Below are 17,663 nucleotides of genomic sequence, written 5' to 3' on the forward strand. Positions count from 1 at the left end.
CTCCATGCGCCTGAGAAACCGCACGACGAGGTTGGTCACCACGAGTTCCGCCGTGGCCCTCCTCACCGCAGCCTCGCTCATGACCGCCTCCGGATCCGCGGCCAAGGGCGAGGACACCCTGACAGCCGGTTCCCTGCCGACGTGGCAGACCGACGGGATCGTCTGGTCCGTCGAGTACGCACACGGCATCGTGTACGTCGGCGGTACCTTCGCCCATGTCCGCCCCCCGGGTGCGAAGGCAGGTGAGAAGGAGGTCGCACGCAAGAACTTCGCCGCGTTCGACGCCGTCACCGGTGAACTGCTGCCGTGCTCCCACTCCTTCTCCGGAGCCGGTGGCACCGTACGAGCGCTGAAAGCGTCACACGACGGAGAAGTGCTCTTCGTCGGCGGCTCCTTCAGCACGGTCGACACCACCGGCGTGGCCAGCGCCGTCGCGCTCGACACACGTGACTGTTCGCTGCGCCGGGACTTCCGGCCGACGGTGTCGGCGACCGTCCGCGCGATCGACACCACCGGCAGCGAGGTGTATCTCGGCGGAGACTTCGAGAGCGTCAGCGGCCAGAAGAGAAAGCGCATCGCGTCCCTCACGCCGAGCGGTTCACTGCTCCCGTTCACGGCGGACATCGACAAGCCGGTGCGGGCCATCACCGCTGCCAAGGACCACGGAAAGATCATCGTCGGCGGGGACTTCGACACGGTCAACGGCCAACCCGCGCACGCCCTGGTCGCACTGGAGCCCTCGACCGGCTCGACCGTGTCCTCCTACCCCCGCTGGCTCCCCAAGCGTTCCACCGTCAAGGCCCTGGCGCGCGACGACATGAACTTCTACGTAGGGGCCGAAGGCAGCGGGACGGGCATCTTCGACGGTCGCATCGCCGCCCGCCTGTCCGACGACAGTGAGCTGTGGAAGGACAGCTGCCTGGGTGCCACCCAAGCCGTCCTCCCGTACAACGGCGTCCTGTACAGCGGCTCCCACGCACACAACTGCGGCAGGACCCCCGGCGGTTTTCCGGAGCACCACGACCGCCAGCACTTCCTGGCCAACTCCATCAACGACAAAGAGATCCTGCACTGGTTCCCCGACACGAACGGGGGGATCGGGGAGGGCCAGGGGCCGCGTGCCCTGGTGATGGCCGAGGGAATCATGTGGGCCGGCGGCGAGTTCACCACCGTCAACGACGCACCGCAGCAAGGCCTGACACGATTCGCCGCCGATCGCAACGCGGCCCCGGAAGCGCCTCCCCAGCTCACCCTCGTCAAGGCGAGCACCGGCCAGGCCGAACTCTCCTGGCGTGCCGCATGGGACCGGGACGACGCGCAGCTGACCTACCTCCTCTACCGGGACGGCGTTCTCGTGGCCTCCCCGTCGCAACGGTCCACGTCGTGGGAACGCCCGGACATGACCTACACGGACTCCGCCGTCCCCGGCGCGCGTCACCAGTACACGATCGCCGTGACCGACGGTCAGAACATCTCGGCCAGGTCCGTGCCCCTTGACGTCACCGTCACCGCCGACAAGTCACCGACAGGACAGTGATGAAGGGAAAGCGCCTTGGTTACGCACCGGGAGTCTTCGATCTCTTCCACATCGGGCACCTCAACATTCTGCGCCGTGCCCGGAATCAGTGCGACCACCTCATCGCGGGCGTCGCCTCCGACGATCTGGTGGTGCACTTGAAAGGCAGGCCGCCCGTCGTGCCGCTGTCCGAGCGGCTGGAGATCGTCCGCAGTGTGCGCTACGTCGACGAGACGGTCGTCGCCTCGTGCGCGGACAAGCTGGAGATCTGGAAGGAAGTCGGTTTCGACGTCATCTTCAAAGGCGACGACTGGCTCGGTACGGAGGTCTGGACGTCGCTGGAGGCCGAATTCGCGAAGGTCGGGGTGGAGGTCGTCTACTTTCCCTACACCACGCACACCTCCAGCACGCTTCTGCGTGGCGCACTCGACATCATCGCCGCGCGGAGCTCGTCCCGGGCACATCAGGGAAGTGGTTCAGGAGAGCTCACGGAACCACTTCACGAGGAAAGCGGCCATGAACAGGAGATGCGCCGCTAGCAGGGTGCAGTAGAGACTGAGAAAGAACTCCTGATGCGCCAGGAACAGCAGACTGACGCAGACCGTGCCGTAGTCGACGGGCAGCAGGAGCACGGACCTCAGCGTCGAGGGTCTCGCCGGCGAGGGTTCTCTTCCCGTCTGCCATTTCAGCTTCTCGGTGAGGATCCCGGCGAAGAGAATGACGACTGCCGCGATCTGGAAGGCCATCGGCGCGAGCAGCAGGGCATCGCTGGGCAGCGGGAAGAAGCGGTAGAACGACACGAGCACCACCATGTGGATGCCCATGACCTTGATCACGTCGACGACGTGGTCGAGCCACTCGCCCGAGGCGCTTTCCTCGTTCCGGCTCCGTGCCAGTTGTCCGTCGGCCGAGTCGAGGGCGAAGCCCAGCATCAGGGCCGCGGACACGCACAGCGCCATCGTCGGTGAGGGGGGCATCAGCGCCACGGCGGCGAGAGCGGGGAAGGTGCACAGAGCGCTCAGCGCCGTCAGCTGATTCGGTCGCATGCCGCCGCGATAGGCCGCAGCCGCGAGGATGCGGCCTGCCGGGCGGTTGACGAACCTGGTGTAGACCGAGACTCCTTTCGCGGACTTCTGCGCTCCGGAAAGGCGTCTGAACACCTCAGTAAGTTCCGACATTCCATCCTCATCGCGAAGGCGTCGACGGAAAGGAGTAACCACGACAGGGGGCACTGAATGGAATCAGCGCCTCAACGTATCCTTCGGGAGATGGAATTCCGGGCGGCCACGCCCGGAGCCGGCTTCCACGGCGGTGGTTCACAGCTCGCGGTGGACCTTGGTGTTGGAGGCTTGGGCGCGGGGGCGGACGACCAGGAGGTCGATGTTGACGTGTGGGGGGCGGGTGCAGGCCCAGGTGATGGTGTCGGCCACGTCGTCGGCGGTGAGGGGTTCGGCGACGCCCGCGTAGACCTTGGCGGCCTTTTCGGTGTCGCCGCGGAAGCGGGTGGTGGCGAATTCGTCGGTCTTGACCATGCCGGGAGCGATCTCGATGACGCGGACCGGGGTGCCGACGATTTCGAGGCGGAGGGTTTCGGCGAGGACGCGGGCGCCGTTCTTGGCGGCGACGTAGCCGGCGCCGCCTTCGTAGGTGGCGTGGGCGGCGGTGGAGGAGAGAACGACGACCGTGCCGTCGCCGCTGGCGGTGAGGGCGGGGAGCAGGGCCTGGGTGACGTTGAGGGTGCCGATGACGTTGACCTCGTACATCTGGCGCCAGTCGTCGGGGTCGCCGGTGGCGACGGGGTCGGCGCCGAGGGCGCCGCCGGCGTTGTTGACGAGGACGGCGATGGTGCGGAAGGCCGTGGCGAAGGCCTGGACGGCTTCGCGGTCGGTGACGTCGAGGGCGTACGACGTGGCCTGGTGTCCGGCCTCGTTGAGCTCGGCGGCGAGGGCTTCGATGCGGTCCTTGCGGCGGGCGGTGAGGACCACGCGGTACCCGGCGGCGGCGAGTTGCCTGGCGGTGGCGGCGCCGATACCGCTGCTCGCTCCGGTGACGACGGCGATGGGGGTACCGGCGGCGGTCATGACGTGCTCCTCGCGCGTGTGGTCGGTGGTGCGGCCAGGATATGCGGCGGTCAGCGGGCGCGTGGTGCGTACATGATCACGGCCATGCCGGCGAGGCAGATCAGGGCGCCGATGACGTCCCAGCGGTCGGGGCGGTAGCCGTCGGCGACCATGCCCCAGGCGATCGATCCGGCGACGAAGACTCCGCCGTAGGCGGCGAGGATCCGGCCGAAGTCGGCGTCGGGCTGGAGAGTGGCCATGAAGCCGTAGACGCCGAGGGCGAGGACTCCCGCGCCGATCCAGATCCAGCCGCGGTGTTCGCGGACGCCTTGCCAGACGAGCCAGGCTCCGCCGATCTCGAAGAGGGCGGCGACGGCGAAGAGGACGACGGATCGTGCGATGAGCATGGGGTCAGGGTGCCATGAGACACGCTGACTGACGGGTGATCAGAATATATGGGCGGTAATAGGTATCTTCGGGGCATGTGTGCGATGCGCAAGGCTCTGCTCGGTGTGGTGTTGGCGGCGGTGGTGGTGGTCGGTACGGGCGAGGGTGCCCGTGCTGTCGGGGCCGCCGAGGCCGATCTGGCCCATCACGGCCATCTCTCCTTGTGGGAGGGGCGGGTCGGTGTCTGGCTGGTGAGTGAGAACCACGGGCCGTCGGACGTGTCCCAGGCGACTGTGCGGCTGGAGTTCTCGGAGCCAATGGCGGGTGGGCAGGTGCTGCCTCCGTCCTGTCTGTGGGGGAGCGACCGGGTGGTGGTCTGCCGTACGGGTGAGCTGCGGGCCGCCGGGGCGGTCGACGGGCTGGCCCTCGATCTGCGGACGGCGGGGACTCCGGACGAGGTGACGGTCGACATCGCCACGGTGTGGACCGACGGGGCCGCCGACGGGAACCCCGGGAACGATCGGCATCGTGTCCTGGTGCTCGCCACCGGCGACCCGTACGTCTTCTGATCCCCGCATGGTCAGAAGCTGTAGCCGTCGGGGCGGACGAGGAGCGTCGAGCGGCGGGTGGGGTCGCTCCAGGTGGCGCGGGTGACGCGGGCCGGGGTGGTGGGGGCGGCCGGCAGGTCGGGGGTCGTGCCTTCGGGGGTGATGAGGACGAACTCGCCCTTGCGGAGCAGTTCGTAGAGCCTGCCCTCGCGCAGCTTCAGGTCCGGGACGCGCCGGGTGTGCCGGCCGTACGTGATGCCGATGCCGCTGATCATGCCCATGGCCTTGGCGGAGGCGGGGCGGACGGTGTTCAGGAACTGTGAGGCGAGGGCGCGGGCCGTGCGCAGGAGCGGGCCGTGGGCCATGGCGAGCCGGACGATGGTGCCGCTGCTGCGGAGTACGGCGGCGCCGACGGGGTGGCGTTCGGACTGGTAGCTGTCGAGGAGCGCTTCGGGGTCGGGGGCGTCGCCGCGCAGGACGGCGGCGAGCTTCCAGGAGAGGTTGGCGGCGTCCTGGAGGCCGGTGTTCATGCCCTGGCCGCCGGCGGGGGAGTGGACGTGGGCGGCGTCGCCGGCGAGGAAGACCCGGCCGACCCGGTAGGCGGGGGCCTGGCGCTCGTCGCTGTGGAAGCGGGAGATCCAGCGGGCTTCGTGCATGCCGTAGTCGGTGCCGAGGGCAATGCGGGCGATCTCGCGGACCTCGTCGAGGTCGACGGGCTCGCTGTCGGGGACCTGGCGGGTGCGGTTCCAGCCCATGACGCGGTACCAGCCGTCGCCGAAGGGGGCGATGAAGGCGAAGGCGTCCCCGGTGCCGTTGACCGTGAGCAGTCCTTCGGGCTTCTCGGCGAGGCGGACGTCGGCCAGGACGATGGAGCGGATCACCGAGACGCCGGGGAAGGGCAGGCCGAGGGCGTTCCGGACGGCGCTGCGGTGACCGTCGGTGCCGACGAGGTAGCGGGCGCGGAGGGTGGTGGGGGCGCCGTCGGGGCCGGTGAGTTCGGCGGTGACCTGGTCGGTGTCCTGCTTCAGTTCGCGCAGTTCCGTTCCGTACCGGAAGTCCACACCTGTGGACAGCGCGCGCCGTTCGAGGAGCCGCTCGACTTCGTACTGGGGAGTGATGAGGAGGTACGGGAAGCGGGAGGGGAGGCGGGTCAGGTCGAGGGTGAGGCGGCGGAAGAGGCGCAGTTCGGTGATGGGGGTGCCGGTGGCGATCAGCTCGTCGGCGAGGCCGCGGGCGTCGAGCTGCTCCAGGGTGCGGGCGTGCACGCCGAAGGCGCGGGTCATGTTGCTGATGCCGTGCGGGCGGCGCTCGACGACGGTGACGCGGTGGCCCGCGGCGGCGAGGTCGCCGGCGAGGAGCATTCCGGTGGGGCCGGCGCCTACGACGAGGACGTCCGTGTCCAGGTGGTTCATGGCTGCCTCCAGGTGTGCCATGACAACGTCCGTTGGCCAACGCTTGTTGGTCAACGCTTGTTGGTAAATGTAGGGCGCCCGCGATGGCGTGTCAACACCTGTTGGCCTACACTTGTTGACATGAAGACCGCTCGCCGCTCCGATGCCACCCGCGCCGCGATCCTCGACGCCGCCCGCGAACGATTCGCCGCCGACGGCTACGAGCGCGCCACCATCCGGGCCATCGCCCGCGACGCCGGAATCGATCCGTCGATGGTGATGCGCTACTACGGCAACAAGGAGGGGCTGTTCGCCGCCGCGTCCGACATCGAACTGGACCTGCCCGAGCTCGGCGCCCTGCCCTCCCGGCACGTCGGAGCGGTCCTGGTCACGCACTTCCTCGACCGCTGGGAGCGCGACGACGTCCTGACCGGGATGCTGCGGGTCGGCGTCACCAACGCGGCCGGCGCCGAACGGATGCAGGCGGTCTTCGCCGCGCAGCTCGGTCCCGTCGCCCTGGGTGTGTGCCCCGATCCCGCCGATGCGCCCCGCCGGGCCGCGCTCGTCGCCTCGCAGATCCTCGGCATGGCGCTCGTCCGCTATGTCCTGAAGCTGCCGCCCGCGGTCGCGATGTCCCGTGAGGAGGTCGTCGCCTGGCTGGGCCCGACCGTCCAGCGCTACCTGACGGCTCCGGAGCCGTAGAGCCGCGAGAGTCCGGCAGAGAGGGCGCAGGAGAGGGCCGCGGAGGGAGCCGCAGGACTCTGCTCCGTACAATTTCTGCATGCCGCAGAAGAATTCCGCCCGGCGTGACGGCCTCATGACCGAGCTGTACGGCGAGGCCCGGCGCTACATGGCCGCGTACGCGCTGTTCAACCAGGCCGTCGCCGACCATCTGCGGCTCCACCCGACCGACGTGCAGTGCCTGAACCTGCTCTCCCTGGAGCCCGGCCCGGTGACCACCGGCCGGATCGCCGAGCTGACCGGGCTGACCACCGGCTCCGCGACGCGGCTCGTCGACCGCCTGGAGCGGGCCGGCTATGTCACGCGCGAGCGGGACGCCGAGGACCGGCGGCGGGTCCTCGTCGCCGCCGTGCCCGAGCGGATGGCCGAACTGGGCGCGTTCTGGCGGCGGCTCAACGAGGCCTGGGGCACGATGTTCGACGCGTACAGCGACGCCGAGGTCGCCCTGCTCACCGCCCATATGCGACGGACGGTCGAGCTCAGCGCCGAGCAGGTCGAGCGGCTGCGGAAGGGTGAACTCGGCTGATGCCGTGACGGTGCCCGGATGGCCGCCCGGGCTGCCGGAGCCAGGTCGGGGGCCGTCGGGTCAGCGGGCGGCCGCGCCGCCGAACTCCCGCAGCGCGTCGGCGACGATCGACTCCAGGCGGGCGTGGTGGGCGCCCCGCCAGTACACCCGCTCGCACTCCGTGCACCGCGCGAACACGTCGTACGACTTCTCCGTGCCGTGCTCAAGCCGCTCGCGCACCGAGTCCTTGTCCGTGTCGGTCAGCCGCCCGTTGCAGGCCGTACAGCGGGTCCACGGCATCAGGGTCGGCGCGAACCGCTCCAGTACGTCACGGAGTTGGGCGTCGGGCTTGTCGCTGTACACATAGGCGCCGGCCCACAGCTCCCGACGGCGCAGCAGCCCGCGGTCTCGGGAGAGCATCACGCGCCGCTCCTTCGCGGAGCGCGCCGCCAGCGCGGCGTCGCCGATGTCCTCGCTCTCGTACGCCGCGTCGACGCCGAGCAGCCGCAAGCGCCGTGCGAGCGTGCCCAGGTGCACGTCGAGGAGGAACCGGAGCGGGGCACCGGGCACCTGCTGGGGCCGCTCGACGCCCTCGACCTCGACCGTCTCGCCCGCGGCGGGGATGTGGGAGACGTCCACCTCCCGCCCGTCCACCAACAGCCGGCCGGTCTCGGTCAGCGGCACGCCCAGCGACTCCACGACATGGCCGAGCGTCGAGGCGCCGTCGGTGGCCAGGGCGGTGTGCCCCGAGCGCCGGTCCGCCGGGACGAAGAGCCGCAGGTCGGGGGCGAAGCTGATCTGGATCTCCGGTCCGTTCACGGGGACAGGATGTCACCGCGGCCCGCCGGGCGGCCAGGGAATTCGCCCGACCCCTCGGCCTCCGCCCGCCCGCCCGCGGCTCCCGGACCTCCCGGCTCCCGGGCCTCCCGGCTCCCGGGCCTCCCGGGCCTCCGGCCCGCGGCTCCCCGGCCTTCCCGGCCGTTGGCGCTCGACTCCCCGGCTCCTGGGCCTCCCGGCCTCCGGCCTGCCGGCCTCTGGCTCTCCCGGGCCCCGCCCGCCTGGGCGTCTGCGGATGTCCCGTCCCTACGGGCGGAAGGCCTCCGCGTGCTCGGTGGCCCATTCGGCGAACGTCCTCGCCGGGTGGCCGGTCAGTTCCTCCACGGTCCGGGTCAGGGGCACCGGTCGGCCGTCGTGCGAGGCCCAGTAGGACAGCAGGGCGTCGGCGAAGGGCTCCGGGATGTAGTCCGCGACGGACTTCTTCCACTGCCCGGGGGTGACCGCGGCGGCGACCGCCGGGCGGCCCGTCGTCTCGGCGAGTATCGCCAGCTGCTCGGTGAAGTCGAGCGACTCCGGGCCGGTCAGCAGATACGAGGAGCCGCGCAGCCGGGGCTCGGTCAGGGCCGCGAAGGCGGCCTCGGCGATGTCCAGCTCGTGGATCGGGTCGCCGTGCGCACCGGGATGGGGGAGCTCGACCGGCCGCCCGGCCCTGATCGCCCAGGACCACCCCAGGGCGTTGGTCGCGAAGACGCCCGGCTGGAGGTGGGTCGCCTCGAAGGCGCCGTCGGCGGCCGCGGCCGCCAGGGCGCGCTCCACGGCCAGGTGCGAGGCGGCGATCGGGTTCTCCGCGGCGTCGGGAGCGAGGACGGCGCTGGAGGAGAGCAGGACGACGTGCCGGACGCCGGCCGCCCGGGCGTGCGCGACGAAGGCGTCGATGTGCGAGGCCTCGGCGTACAGGAAGACGGAGTCGACGCCGTCGAGGGCGGCCTCGAAGTCCGCCGGATCGGACAGATCGCAGCGGACGGTGTCGACTCCGTCGGGTGGTGAGAGATCCGCGGGGTTCTTGGATGCGGCCCTGACCTTGATGCCGGCGTTGTGGAGCAGCCCGAGGAGGGTCGAGCCCACACGGCCACGGGTTCCGGTGACGAGGATGGTCATGACGGGTCCTTTCGTAGAGGGCCTTCTTCAGGCGCAGTCGGCCTGCCTAATCAGCTGCGTGAAGAAGAATCTGTGTTACGCAGATAAATATCCGCGAGGGAACCCTCCTCGTCAACCCTGACAAGACCCTGAGATACCGTCCCGGCATGAAGATCGTCGACCTCGAGCCCGGTGACCCGCGCCTGGACTCCGACCTGCTCCCCGTCCTGCGCGAACTGCGCCCGCACCTCACGCCGGAGCTCTTCCGCGACGTCTACGCCCAGGGCCACGCCCAGGGGCTGCGCTTCAGCGCCGCGTACACGGAGGACGGCGCCTGTGCGGGCGTCGCCGGCTGGCGGATCATCGACAACACCAGCGCGATCCGCAAGCTGTACGTCGACGACCTGGTCACCGCGTCCACCCTCCGCTCCACCGGCGTCGGGCACGCGCTCCTGACCTACCTCGAACAGCACGCCCGCGCCACCGGCTGCCTCGAATTCAACCTGGACTCCGGCACGCAGCGCACCGGGGCCCATCGCTTCTACCTGCGGGAGCGCTTCGACATCACGGCGTTCCACTTCACCAAGCCGCTGACGGACACCCCCTAAGGGGCGCGTTCAGGGGCGCGTTCAGGTCACGGGGTCGGCCGCCCGCTGGGCGTAGGCCGTCGGCGGAACCCCGACCGTCGCCGTGAAGTCCCGTACGAGATGGGCCTGATCGCTGTAGCCCAGCTCGGCCGCGAGCCCGGCCCAGTCCGGGGAGCCCTGGGTCTCCGTGGCCTCGGCGCGCTCCAGGGCCTCGTGGATGCGGTAGCGGAGGATGACCCACTTCGGGCCGACGCCCACGTAGTTCGCGAAGAGGCGCTGGAGCGACCGGCTCGACAGTCCCGCCATGCGCGCCAGTTCGGACACGCGCCGGACCGCCCGGTCCGTGCGGACCAGCTCCACCAGTGCCATCGCCTGCGTGGCCTGCGGATCGGGTGCGGGGCCGAGGGCGAGCAGGAAGGCGTCGAGCGCCGCCACGCGCGCGTGTTCGCTCTCCGGGTCGAGGACGGTGGCCACGCGGGCAGCTCCGCCGTCGGGGAACACCTCGCCGAGCGGGACGCGTCGGCCGGTCCACTCCGACACCGGCAGGGCGGGGGCGAAGGGCCGGAAGCCGCCCGGCCGGAACTGCACTCCGCAGACCCGGCCGACCCCCATGAGCTTCTTCGTGAACAGGCCGAGCCCGATCCCCGAGACCTCCGCCGAGGCCTCGTCGTCGTAGCGCTGGAAGACGACGTTCACGGACGGGTGCGGGACGACATGGCTGGCGTACGGCTCGGACAGCTCCCAGTCGATGAACCAGTAGTGCTCCAGATACGGGCGCAGCTCCGGGGCCGGATCGTGACGGCGGAACCGGACGCGCGCGAGGAGCTCGGCGGGGTCGACGATGCCCCGGGTGTCTCGGCGCGGACCGGAACGAGTCATGGCGCGGAGCTTAGGGGCGCCCTCTGACAGTCGGGGGCGCGCACGCGCCTCGTCGTCCGGTCGTTCAGCGCAGGCGGCGCGCGGAACCCACCGAGAGACGTGAGACGACCTGGCCGAAGGCACGCTCCTCGGCCGGGGTGAGCGACACGCTCTCCTGGGGGTGCCAGACCCGCTCCAGCGGCGCGGCGGCCCGCCCGCGGCGGGCACGGGCGCGCAGGCCGAGCGCCACGCACAGCGCGGTGGAGACGGCGAGCAGTCCGACGAGGGCGATCACACGAGGATCCGGGAACTGGCTGGGAAACGGCGACATGGCTGGCTCCAGGGCGCGAGGTCAGCACAGGCGGGCACCTCTGCGCACGCGCGCGTACGGCGCTCACAATTCGATTGTCTCTCGGTCCGGGAGGGATGGCTTCACCTGAGTCCCGGCCGGTCCGGCCTGGCCAGAGGCCCTCTTGTGTGGGCCGTGGAACCCCCGCAAGGTGGCGGGACAGTCAGATTCCGGCCCGGGGAGGGAGCAGCCGCATGTCGGACATGAGGGCGTGGGGGTTCACCGACGACAGGGGTACGGCGCTGGGGGCGGTGCGCGCGCCGGAGCGGGTGGTGGCGTACGTACGGGCGGGGGCGGCCCTGCTCGATCTTGGTGTGACGCCGGTCGCGGTGTACGGCTCGGGCCACGACGGCGAGGCCCTCGACCCGGTCAAGGCGGGGGAGCTGGCGGCGGCCGGCGTCCCGTACGTGGGGCCGGGGCGGGGCCTGGACGAGGCGCGGCTGCGGGCCCTCCGGCCGGACCTGATCGTCGACGTCACGTACGACGGGAAGAGCGCGTACGCGCTGGACGAGGGCGTGGCCGAGCGGGTGGGGGTGCCGGTGGCCGCCCTGTCTGTCGGCAACGAGTCGGCCTTGGCGGCGATCATCGGGCGCTTCGGGGAGCTGGCGGTCGCCCTTGGCGGGGTGGGGGGAGGGGGTGACGGCGGTGCGCTCGCCGCTGCGGAGGCGGCGCTGCGGGGCGCTGCCTCGGGCGTGGACGTCGCGGTCGTCGCCCTCTCGGGGGCCGGTCCTGATCAGGTCCACCTGGCGCGGCCGCAGGCCTGGCCCGAGCTGGCCCGGCTTCAGGAGCTCGGCGTCCGGGTCGTCGATCCCGGGCCCGGGCCCGGGGCCAACTGGCTCACGGCGGACTGGGAGCACGCGGCGGCGCTGCGGCCGGGGGTTGTGCTGTACGACAGCCGGGCCCATGCGGTGGGGCCCGAGGCGTTTCCGCCTGTGGGGTATGCGCGGGTGGCGCCGTGGAACCCGGAGACGCCGCCGAGTGCGGTGGCGTTCGGAGCGTTCTTCTTGTCGGTTGCGGAGGTGCTTGTTGAGTAGGGCCTCGTCTGGTCCTGGTCCCCCGTGGCGGGGCCTGGACCCGGGCCCTTGCTACGGGCGCCGCCCACGTGGGTTGTGCCCACCCGTCCCGCCCAGCGGGACGATTGCCCACAACGGTGTGGGGGGGCGATTGCCCGCAACAGGGCCGTGGCGGTTGTTAGCCCAGCCGCGCCCGCAGTGAGTTCGCGAAGTCTTCCGCTTGGGCGAGTTCGGAGCGGAGTTCGGACACCCGGTCCGTGGCCGCTCGTTCGTAGCGGTGGACTCGGGCGAGGAGCGTGGTGCGGTCGGTGGGGGAGAGGTGGGGGTCTGTCAGGTGGTCCAGGGCCGTCAGGAGGTCGCGGGTCTCGTCGGTCGTGAAGCCCAGGGGCATCATCCGGCGGATCACCATCAGGCGGTCGACGTCCGCGTCCGTGTAGAGCGGGAAGCCGCCCTGGGACGACGCCGAGGGGACCACGAGGCCGCTGTCCTCGTACTGGCGGATGGCCCGCAGGGACAGATCCGTCCGGGCGGCGACCTCGCCGATCTGCATGGGCTCGCCGGCCATGCGCACTCTGCTCACGGTGCCCGTCCTTCCCGCGCGGCTTCCGCGCACTGCATAGGCATTTGTCCTCACTTCAGCACTTATGAGGGCTGGAAGTGCGGCGAAACGCCTGCCGGCCCTACGGCCAGACCAGGCAGTACGGCTGGTGGCCCGCCTCGTGGAGCCGGTGCGAGAAGTCCTGCCACTCGTGGAGGAGCTGGTAGACGTTGAAGGCGTCGCGCGGGCCGCCGCGGTCCGGGACCGTGGACCAGATGAAGGCCGCCGCGCCGACCGACTCCTCGCCGATGCCGCGCAGCGGGTCGACCACGGTCATGGGCAGCTTCACCACGGCGTAGTCGGGGTGGAGGACCACCAGTTCCAGCGGGGGCACCTTGTGCAGGGGCATGCCCTGGATGCCCGTGAGGACCATCGCGGCTATCGTCTCGGGCTTGATCTTGGTGAACATGCCGCCCATGCCGAGCTCGTCGCCGCCCAGCTCCTCCGGGCGCATCGAGATCGGGACGCGGGCCGCCGTGGCGCCGTCGGGTGCGCCGAAGTACTTGTACGTCACCCCCAACCGGCCACTCCCGCCCCCCGTCGTGGGATCCGTGGGTTCCGAGGACCCTGTGGACCCTGTGGACTGCGGGGGCTCTTCCGTACGCCGTCGCCGGTGCCTCCCCCGACGGGCAGGCTCCGGACCCAGATCGTCCGTCCCCTCGCCCAGTCCGCCACCGCGATGCATATCTCCACCCGACTGCTTTTTAGGCAACGCGAGGCCCGCCGCGCAACCCGATCATCGTGACAGTGACCTCCCCCACGCTCTCGCGGTGAAACACCTGTCCGCAAGAACGTCCGGCCCTCTGACACCATGGATTCCGTGAGCCATCCCTTTGACGCCCCAGTTTCGCAGACGCGGAGGATCGACGCCCCGGCGTAATTCACAGGGTGCCCACGCCTTCCCTCCGTACTCGCAGCCGTACTCGCAGGTCAGGACCACAGTGCCGTATTCATACGAAGCCCCAGTCTCACAGACGCTTTTCGACCGCGCGTCCCTCGTGACGCCCGGCGGCGTGAACTCACCGGTGCGCGCCTTCCGGGCCGTGGGCGGAACGCCCCGGTTCATGGTGTCCGGTACCGGCCCGTACCTCACCGACGCGGACGGCAGGGAGTATGTCGACCTCGTCTGTTCGTGGGGTCCGATGATTCTCGGCCACGCCCACCCCGAGGTGATCGCCGCGGTGCAGGCCGCCGTCACCCGTGGCACCTCGTTCGGTACGCCGGGAGAGGGTGAGGTCGCCCTCGCCGAGGAGATCGTCGCCCGGATCGAGCCGGTCGAGCAGGTCCGGCTGGTCTCCTCCGGTACGGAGGCCACGATGTCCGCGATCCGGCTCGCCCGCGGCTTCACCGGCCGGGCGAAGGTCGTGAAGTTCGCCGGCTGCTACCACGGGCACGTCGACGCGCTGCTCGCCGCCGCCGGCTCCGGTGTGGCCACCTTCGGGCTGCCCGACACGCCCGGTGTGACCGGTGCGCAGGCCGGCGACACGATCGTCCTGCCGTACAACGACCTGGAGGCCGTGCACGAGGCCTTCCACCGGTACCCGGGCGAGATCGCCTGTGTGATCACCGAGGCCTCGCCCGGCAACATGGGTGTCGTCCCGCCGCTGGCGGCCAGTGGAAACTACCCGGGCTTCAACCAGGGCCTGAAGGACGCGTGCGAGAAGAACGGCGCGCTGTACATCTCCGACGAGGTCATGACCGGCTTCCGGACCTCCCGCGCCGGCTGGTACGGCGTCGACGGTGTGAAGCCCGACCTGATGACCTTCGGCAAGGTCATGGGCGGCGGCTTCCCGGCCGCGGCGTTCGGCGGCCGCGCCGACATCATGGGGCACCTCGCTCCGGCCGGTCCCGTCTACCAGGCCGGCACCCTCTCCGGTAACCCGATCGCCACCGCCGCCGGCCTCGCGCAGCTGCGGCTGCTCGACGACGCCGCGTACGCGAAGGTCGACGCGGTCTCGCAGGAGATCCAGGAGCTCGTCACCGGCGCGCTCACCAAGGAGGGCGTCGCGCACCGGCTGCAGACCGCCTCCAACATGTTCTCCGTCTTCTTCACGTCCACCGAGGTCCGCAACTACGACGACGCGAAGAAGCAGGAGGCGTTCCGCTTCAACGCCTTCTTCCACTCGATGCTGGCCGACGGGGTCTACCTGCCGCCGTCCGCCTTCGAGTCCTGGTTCGTGTCCACGGCCCACGACGAGCGCGCCATCGAGCGGATCGCCGCCGCGCTGCCCGCCGCCGCCCGAGCCGCCGCGGAGGCCACCGCATGAGCGTCAAGAGCAATGACGACATCACCGTCGTCCACCTGGTGCGGCACGGCGAGGTGGAGAACCCCGACGGCGTCCTCTACGGCCGCCGCGCCGGCTACCACCTCTCCGAGCTGGGCCGGCGGATGGCCGACCGGGTCGCCGAGCACCTGGCCGACCGGGACATCACGTACGTCGTGTCGTCCCCGCTGGAGCGCGCGCAGGAGACGGCCCAGCCGGTCGCCAAGAGCCACGGCCTGGACCTGGCCACGGACGAGCGGCTCATCGAGGCCGGCAACGTCTTCGAGGGCAAGACCTTCGGCGTCGGCGACGGCGCCCTGCGCAAGCCGGGCAACTGGAAGCACCTCACCAACCCGTTCAAGCCGTCCTGGGGCGAGCCGTACGTCGAGCAGGTCGTACGGATGATGGGCGCGCTGGACGCGGCGAAGGACGCGGCCCGTGGGCACGAGGCGGTCTGCGTCAGCCACCAGCTGCCGATCTGGATCGTGCGGAGCTTCGTGGAGAAGCGGCGGCTGTGGCACGACCCGCGGCGCCGCCAGTGCACGCTGGCCTCGCTGACCTCGTTCACGTACCGCGGCGACAAGATCGTCTCGGTCGGCTACAGCGAGCCGGCGCGTGACCTCGTCCCCGCGCATCTGCTGGCGGGCGCGAAGCCGGTCAAGGGGAAGTCGAAGGCCTTCGGCGCGTAGCGCTCCGCGGGGAGAGCGGGTACGAATCCCGGGGAGGCCCGTACTCATGGTGCGGGCCGGTGGGGGCTGGTCGCGCAGTTCCCCGCACCCCTAGGGCGGGTACACCATCAGGGCGATCGGATGACGTGAAAGTCATCTGGTCGCCCTGAAATATTTGTGCTAATTCCCGGAACCTCCGTGTTCCTCCTGGCATCTCACTCATTGTCGGTTTGGATGACCTATCAGGTCATACGCGAGCGTGAATGGGGACGTCATGCGCGGGATCACTCGAAGGGGACTTCTCGGGGCGGGCGTTGGTGCCGCCGCCGCGATCGGGATCGCCGGATGCAGCACCAACGGGTCGGACAATTCGGGCAATTCTGGGCCTGGTAAGGGTGGTGACGGCGCGGGGTCGGGATCGGGTGACCCGAGCGCCCCCGGTCCCACCAAGGAAGAGGCCCGGCTCATCGGTGACGGTTCCACCGCCGACACCGGAAAACAGCCGAACCAGCCCGACGCCCCCGTCCCGCTCGAACCGGGCCAGACCCCGCCCCAGTTCGTGATCTTCTCCTGGGACGGCGCCGGCGAGGTCGGCAACGGCCTCTTCCCGCGCTTCCTCGAACTCGCCAAGAACCACGACGCTGCGATGACCTTCTTCCTCTCCGGGATCTACCTCCTGCCCGAGTCGAAGAAGAGCCTCTACCGCCCGCCGAACAACCGCGTCGGCGCCTCCGACATCGGCTACCTCACCGACGACCACATCAAGGACACCCTCAAGAACGTCCGCCAGGCCTGGCTCGACGGGCACGAGATCGGCACGCACTTCAACGGCCACTTCTGCGGCGGCTCCGGCTCGGTCGGCAACTGGACCCCCGCCCAGTGGCAGAGCGAGATCGACCAGGCGACGAAGTTCGTCACCGAGTGGAAGACCAACAGCGGCTGGACCGACCTCGACCCGCTGCCCTTCGACTACGGCAAGGAACTGATCGGCGGCCGCACGCCCTGCCTCCTCGGCCAGGACAACCTCCTGCCCACCGCCAAGCGCCTCGGCTGGCGCTACGACGCCAGCTCGCCCGGCGGCCGCCAGACGTGGCCGGTCAAGCGCCAGGGCATCTGGGACCTCCCGCTGCAGGCCGTGCCGTTCCCCGGGCACTCCTTCGAGGTCCTGTCCATGGACTACAACATCCTCGCCAACCAGTCGAAGAACACCACCAGGGGCATGCCCTCGCGCTACCCGGGCTGGCGCAAGCAGGCCACCGAGGCCTATCTCAACGGGTTCAACCGCGCCTACGAGTCCAACCGCGCGCCCTTCTACATCGGCAACCACTTCGAGCAGTGGAACGGCGGCATCTACATGGACGCCGTCGAGGAGGCCCTCAAGGGCATGGCCGGCAAGAAGGACGTCCGGCTCGTCTCCTTCCGCCAGTTCGTGGACTGGCTGGACGTGCAGGACCCCAAGATCCTCGCCAAGCTCCGTACGCTCGAGGTCGGACAGTCTCCGGCGGGTGGCTGGAGCACATTCCTGAGGCCTGCGGCATAAGGCTGAGGCCTGCGGCATAACGCTGCGTACGTCCCTTAAGCCCCCTTGACAAGGGGCTTTACGGGCACCCAGGGGGGTGCCCAAGATCCCCCAAACGCCCATGCGAAACTTTTCACATGAGCCTTAGCCGTGCCCCTCGACGCACCCTGCTCGCCGTCGGAATCCTGTCGGCCGCCCTCGCTCTGTCGGCCTGCACCTCGGACTCCAACGGCAAGTCGGGCGGCGGCGGTGGAACCAACTTCGTGACCAACACGGGCGGTATCTCCACCGTTGCCAAGGGCGAGCGCACGGCGCCCGAGAAGATCGCCGGCGAGACGGTCGACGGCGAGCAGCTCGACGTCGCCGACCTCAAGGGCAAGGTCGTCGTCCTGAACGCCTGGGGATCATGGTGCGGCCCCTGCCGCGCCGAGGCCCCGCACTTCGCCAAGGTCGCGAGCGACCTCAAGGGCAAGGGTGTCGAATTCGTCGGGCTGAACACCCGCGATTTCAACAAGCAGCAGGCGGTGACCTTCGAGGAGGACTACAAGGTCCCCTACCCCAGCCTGTACGACCCCGCCGGGAAACTGATCCTCAACGGATTCCCCAAGGGCACGCTCAACCTCCAGGCCATTCCCTCCACCGTCGTCCTCGACAAGGACGGAAAGATCGCCGCCCGCGCCCTCATGGCACTCGACGAGAAGAAGCTCCGCTCGATGATCGAGCCGCTTCTCGCGGAGAAGTGATC

At 70.3% G+C, this 17,663-nt stretch carries 21 protein-coding genes; 11 read left to right on the top strand and 10 right to left on the bottom strand.

The features are described 5' to 3' along the window. The first annotated feature begins 4 nt into the window (after positions 1–4). Both ACZ4VI_RS32100 and ACZ4VI_RS32105 read left to right on the top strand, forming a co-directional pair. Positions 5–1,537 carry a PQQ-binding-like beta-propeller repeat protein gene (locus ACZ4VI_RS32100; protein ID WP_468005008.1) on the top strand — a complete coding sequence of 511 codons (1,533 nt, stop codon included), beginning with the start codon at positions 5–7 and terminating at the stop codon, positions 1,535–1,537. Then, positions 1,537–2,055 (top strand): FAD synthase family protein, encoded by a 519-nt coding sequence (locus ACZ4VI_RS32105; RefSeq protein ID WP_468005010.1) that lies wholly within the window; start codon positions 1,537–1,539, stop codon positions 2,053–2,055. The genes ACZ4VI_RS32100 and ACZ4VI_RS32105 overlap by 1 nt, the downstream gene beginning before the upstream one ends. Here the strand turns inward: ACZ4VI_RS32105 and ACZ4VI_RS32110 are convergent. From ACZ4VI_RS32110 to ACZ4VI_RS32120, 3 genes are all read right to left on the bottom strand, one after another. Further along, on the bottom strand, positions 1,993–2,694 hold the full coding sequence (locus ACZ4VI_RS32110) for a CDP-alcohol phosphatidyltransferase family protein (RefSeq protein ID WP_468005012.1): 702 nt from the start codon (positions 2,692–2,694) through the stop codon (positions 1,993–1,995). The genes ACZ4VI_RS32105 and ACZ4VI_RS32110 overlap by 63 nt on opposite strands. A gap of 138 nt (positions 2,695–2,832) precedes the next feature. Beyond that, positions 2,833–3,597, bottom strand: a complete 765-nt coding sequence (locus tag ACZ4VI_RS32115) for an SDR family NAD(P)-dependent oxidoreductase (RefSeq protein WP_468005014.1) — start codon at positions 3,595–3,597, stop codon at positions 2,833–2,835. Between the two features lie 50 nt (positions 3,598–3,647). After that, complete coding sequence (locus tag ACZ4VI_RS32120; RefSeq protein ID WP_468005015.1) at positions 3,648–3,983, bottom strand: YnfA family protein; 336 nt, start codon at positions 3,981–3,983, stop codon at positions 3,648–3,650. A 75-nt stretch (positions 3,984–4,058) separates the two neighbouring features. Between ACZ4VI_RS32120 and ACZ4VI_RS32125 the strand changes: the two genes are divergently transcribed. Beyond that, positions 4,059–4,532: a hypothetical protein gene (locus tag ACZ4VI_RS32125; RefSeq protein WP_468005017.1), complete on the top strand. Its 474-nt coding sequence runs from the start codon at positions 4,059–4,061 to the stop codon at positions 4,530–4,532. Between the two features lie 11 nt (positions 4,533–4,543). Here the strand turns inward: ACZ4VI_RS32125 and ACZ4VI_RS32130 are convergent, their stop codons facing one another. Continuing rightward, complete coding sequence (locus tag ACZ4VI_RS32130; RefSeq protein WP_468005019.1) at positions 4,544–5,923, bottom strand: FAD-dependent monooxygenase; 1,380 nt, start codon at positions 5,921–5,923, stop codon at positions 4,544–4,546. 120 nt (positions 5,924–6,043) lie between these two features. Between ACZ4VI_RS32130 and ACZ4VI_RS32135 the strand changes: the two genes are divergently transcribed. Both ACZ4VI_RS32135 and ACZ4VI_RS32140 read left to right on the top strand, forming a co-directional pair. Then, positions 6,044–6,604, top strand: a complete 561-nt coding sequence (locus tag ACZ4VI_RS32135; RefSeq protein WP_468005021.1) for a TetR/AcrR family transcriptional regulator — start codon at positions 6,044–6,046, stop codon at positions 6,602–6,604. Between the two features lie 79 nt (positions 6,605–6,683). After that, positions 6,684–7,169 (top strand): MarR family winged helix-turn-helix transcriptional regulator, encoded by a 486-nt coding sequence (locus ACZ4VI_RS32140; protein WP_468005023.1) that lies wholly within the window; start codon positions 6,684–6,686, stop codon positions 7,167–7,169. A 60-nt stretch (positions 7,170–7,229) separates the two neighbouring features. Here ACZ4VI_RS32140 and ACZ4VI_RS32145 read toward each other — a convergent pair whose 3' ends face one another. Both ACZ4VI_RS32145 and ACZ4VI_RS32150 read right to left on the bottom strand, forming a co-directional pair. Further along, on the bottom strand, positions 7,230–7,967 hold the full coding sequence (locus ACZ4VI_RS32145) for a Mut7-C RNAse domain-containing protein (protein WP_468005025.1): 738 nt from the start codon (positions 7,965–7,967) through the stop codon (positions 7,230–7,232). Positions 7,968–8,231: 264 nt separating this feature from the next. Further along, complete coding sequence (locus ACZ4VI_RS32150) at positions 8,232–9,083, bottom strand: NmrA family NAD(P)-binding protein (RefSeq protein ID WP_468005027.1); 852 nt, start codon at positions 9,081–9,083, stop codon at positions 8,232–8,234. 146 nt (positions 9,084–9,229) lie between these two features. Here ACZ4VI_RS32150 and ACZ4VI_RS32155 point away from each other — a divergent pair, with 146 nt between their 5' ends. Then, entirely contained in the window at positions 9,230–9,670 is a 441-nt protein-coding gene (locus ACZ4VI_RS32155) for a GNAT family N-acetyltransferase (RefSeq protein ID WP_468005029.1), read from the top strand. 21 nt (positions 9,671–9,691) lie between these two features. On the opposite strand, the gene ACZ4VI_RS32160 is transcribed toward ACZ4VI_RS32155, so the two are convergent. Together ACZ4VI_RS32160 and ACZ4VI_RS32165 are read right to left on the bottom strand one after the other, a co-directional pair. Further along, the gene (locus ACZ4VI_RS32160; protein ID WP_468005031.1) at positions 9,692–10,528 is read right to left on the bottom strand and encodes a DUF6597 domain-containing transcriptional factor; all 837 of its coding nucleotides are present in this window, start codon (positions 10,526–10,528) and stop codon (positions 9,692–9,694) included. A gap of 64 nt (positions 10,529–10,592) precedes the next feature. Next, a complete protein-coding gene (locus ACZ4VI_RS32165) occupies positions 10,593–10,838 on the bottom strand; it encodes a hypothetical protein (protein ID WP_468005033.1) in 246 nt (81 codons plus the stop codon). A gap of 212 nt (positions 10,839–11,050) precedes the next feature. On the opposite strand from ACZ4VI_RS32165, the gene ACZ4VI_RS32170 reads away from it, so the two are divergent. Beyond that, positions 11,051–11,890, top strand: a complete 840-nt coding sequence (locus ACZ4VI_RS32170) for a substrate-binding domain-containing protein (protein ID WP_468005035.1) — start codon at positions 11,051–11,053, stop codon at positions 11,888–11,890. A 157-nt stretch (positions 11,891–12,047) separates the two neighbouring features. Here ACZ4VI_RS32170 and ACZ4VI_RS32175 read toward each other — a convergent pair whose 3' ends face one another. Further along, on the bottom strand, positions 12,048–12,434 hold the full coding sequence (locus tag ACZ4VI_RS32175; protein ID WP_468005159.1) for a MerR family transcriptional regulator: 387 nt from the start codon (positions 12,432–12,434) through the stop codon (positions 12,048–12,050). A 115-nt stretch (positions 12,435–12,549) separates the two neighbouring features. After that, complete coding sequence (locus ACZ4VI_RS32180) at positions 12,550–13,152, bottom strand: hypothetical protein (RefSeq protein ID WP_468005037.1); 603 nt, start codon at positions 13,150–13,152, stop codon at positions 12,550–12,552. A gap of 256 nt (positions 13,153–13,408) precedes the next feature. Between ACZ4VI_RS32180 and hemL the strand changes: the two genes are divergently transcribed. From hemL to ACZ4VI_RS32200, 4 genes are all read left to right on the top strand, one after another. Next, positions 13,409–14,734, top strand: coding sequence for a glutamate-1-semialdehyde 2,1-aminomutase (hemL, locus tag ACZ4VI_RS32185; protein WP_468005039.1), 1,326 nt, complete (start codon positions 13,409–13,411; stop codon positions 14,732–14,734). Continuing rightward, positions 14,731–15,420 carry a histidine phosphatase family protein gene (locus ACZ4VI_RS32190; protein ID WP_468005040.1) on the top strand — a complete coding sequence of 230 codons (690 nt, stop codon included), beginning with the start codon at positions 14,731–14,733 and terminating at the stop codon, positions 15,418–15,420. Before hemL ends, ACZ4VI_RS32190 begins: the two co-directional genes overlap by 4 nt. A 253-nt stretch (positions 15,421–15,673) precedes the next feature. After that, entirely contained in the window at positions 15,674–16,939 is a 1,266-nt protein-coding gene (locus tag ACZ4VI_RS32195) for a polysaccharide deacetylase family protein (RefSeq protein ID WP_468005042.1), read from the top strand. A gap of 116 nt (positions 16,940–17,055) precedes the next feature. Further along, complete coding sequence (locus ACZ4VI_RS32200) at positions 17,056–17,661, top strand: TlpA family protein disulfide reductase (protein ID WP_468005044.1); 606 nt, start codon at positions 17,056–17,058, stop codon at positions 17,659–17,661. Positions 17,662–17,663 lie beyond the last annotated feature (2 nt).

It is taken from the genome of Streptomyces sp. NPDC029169, from assembly GCF_055563935.1.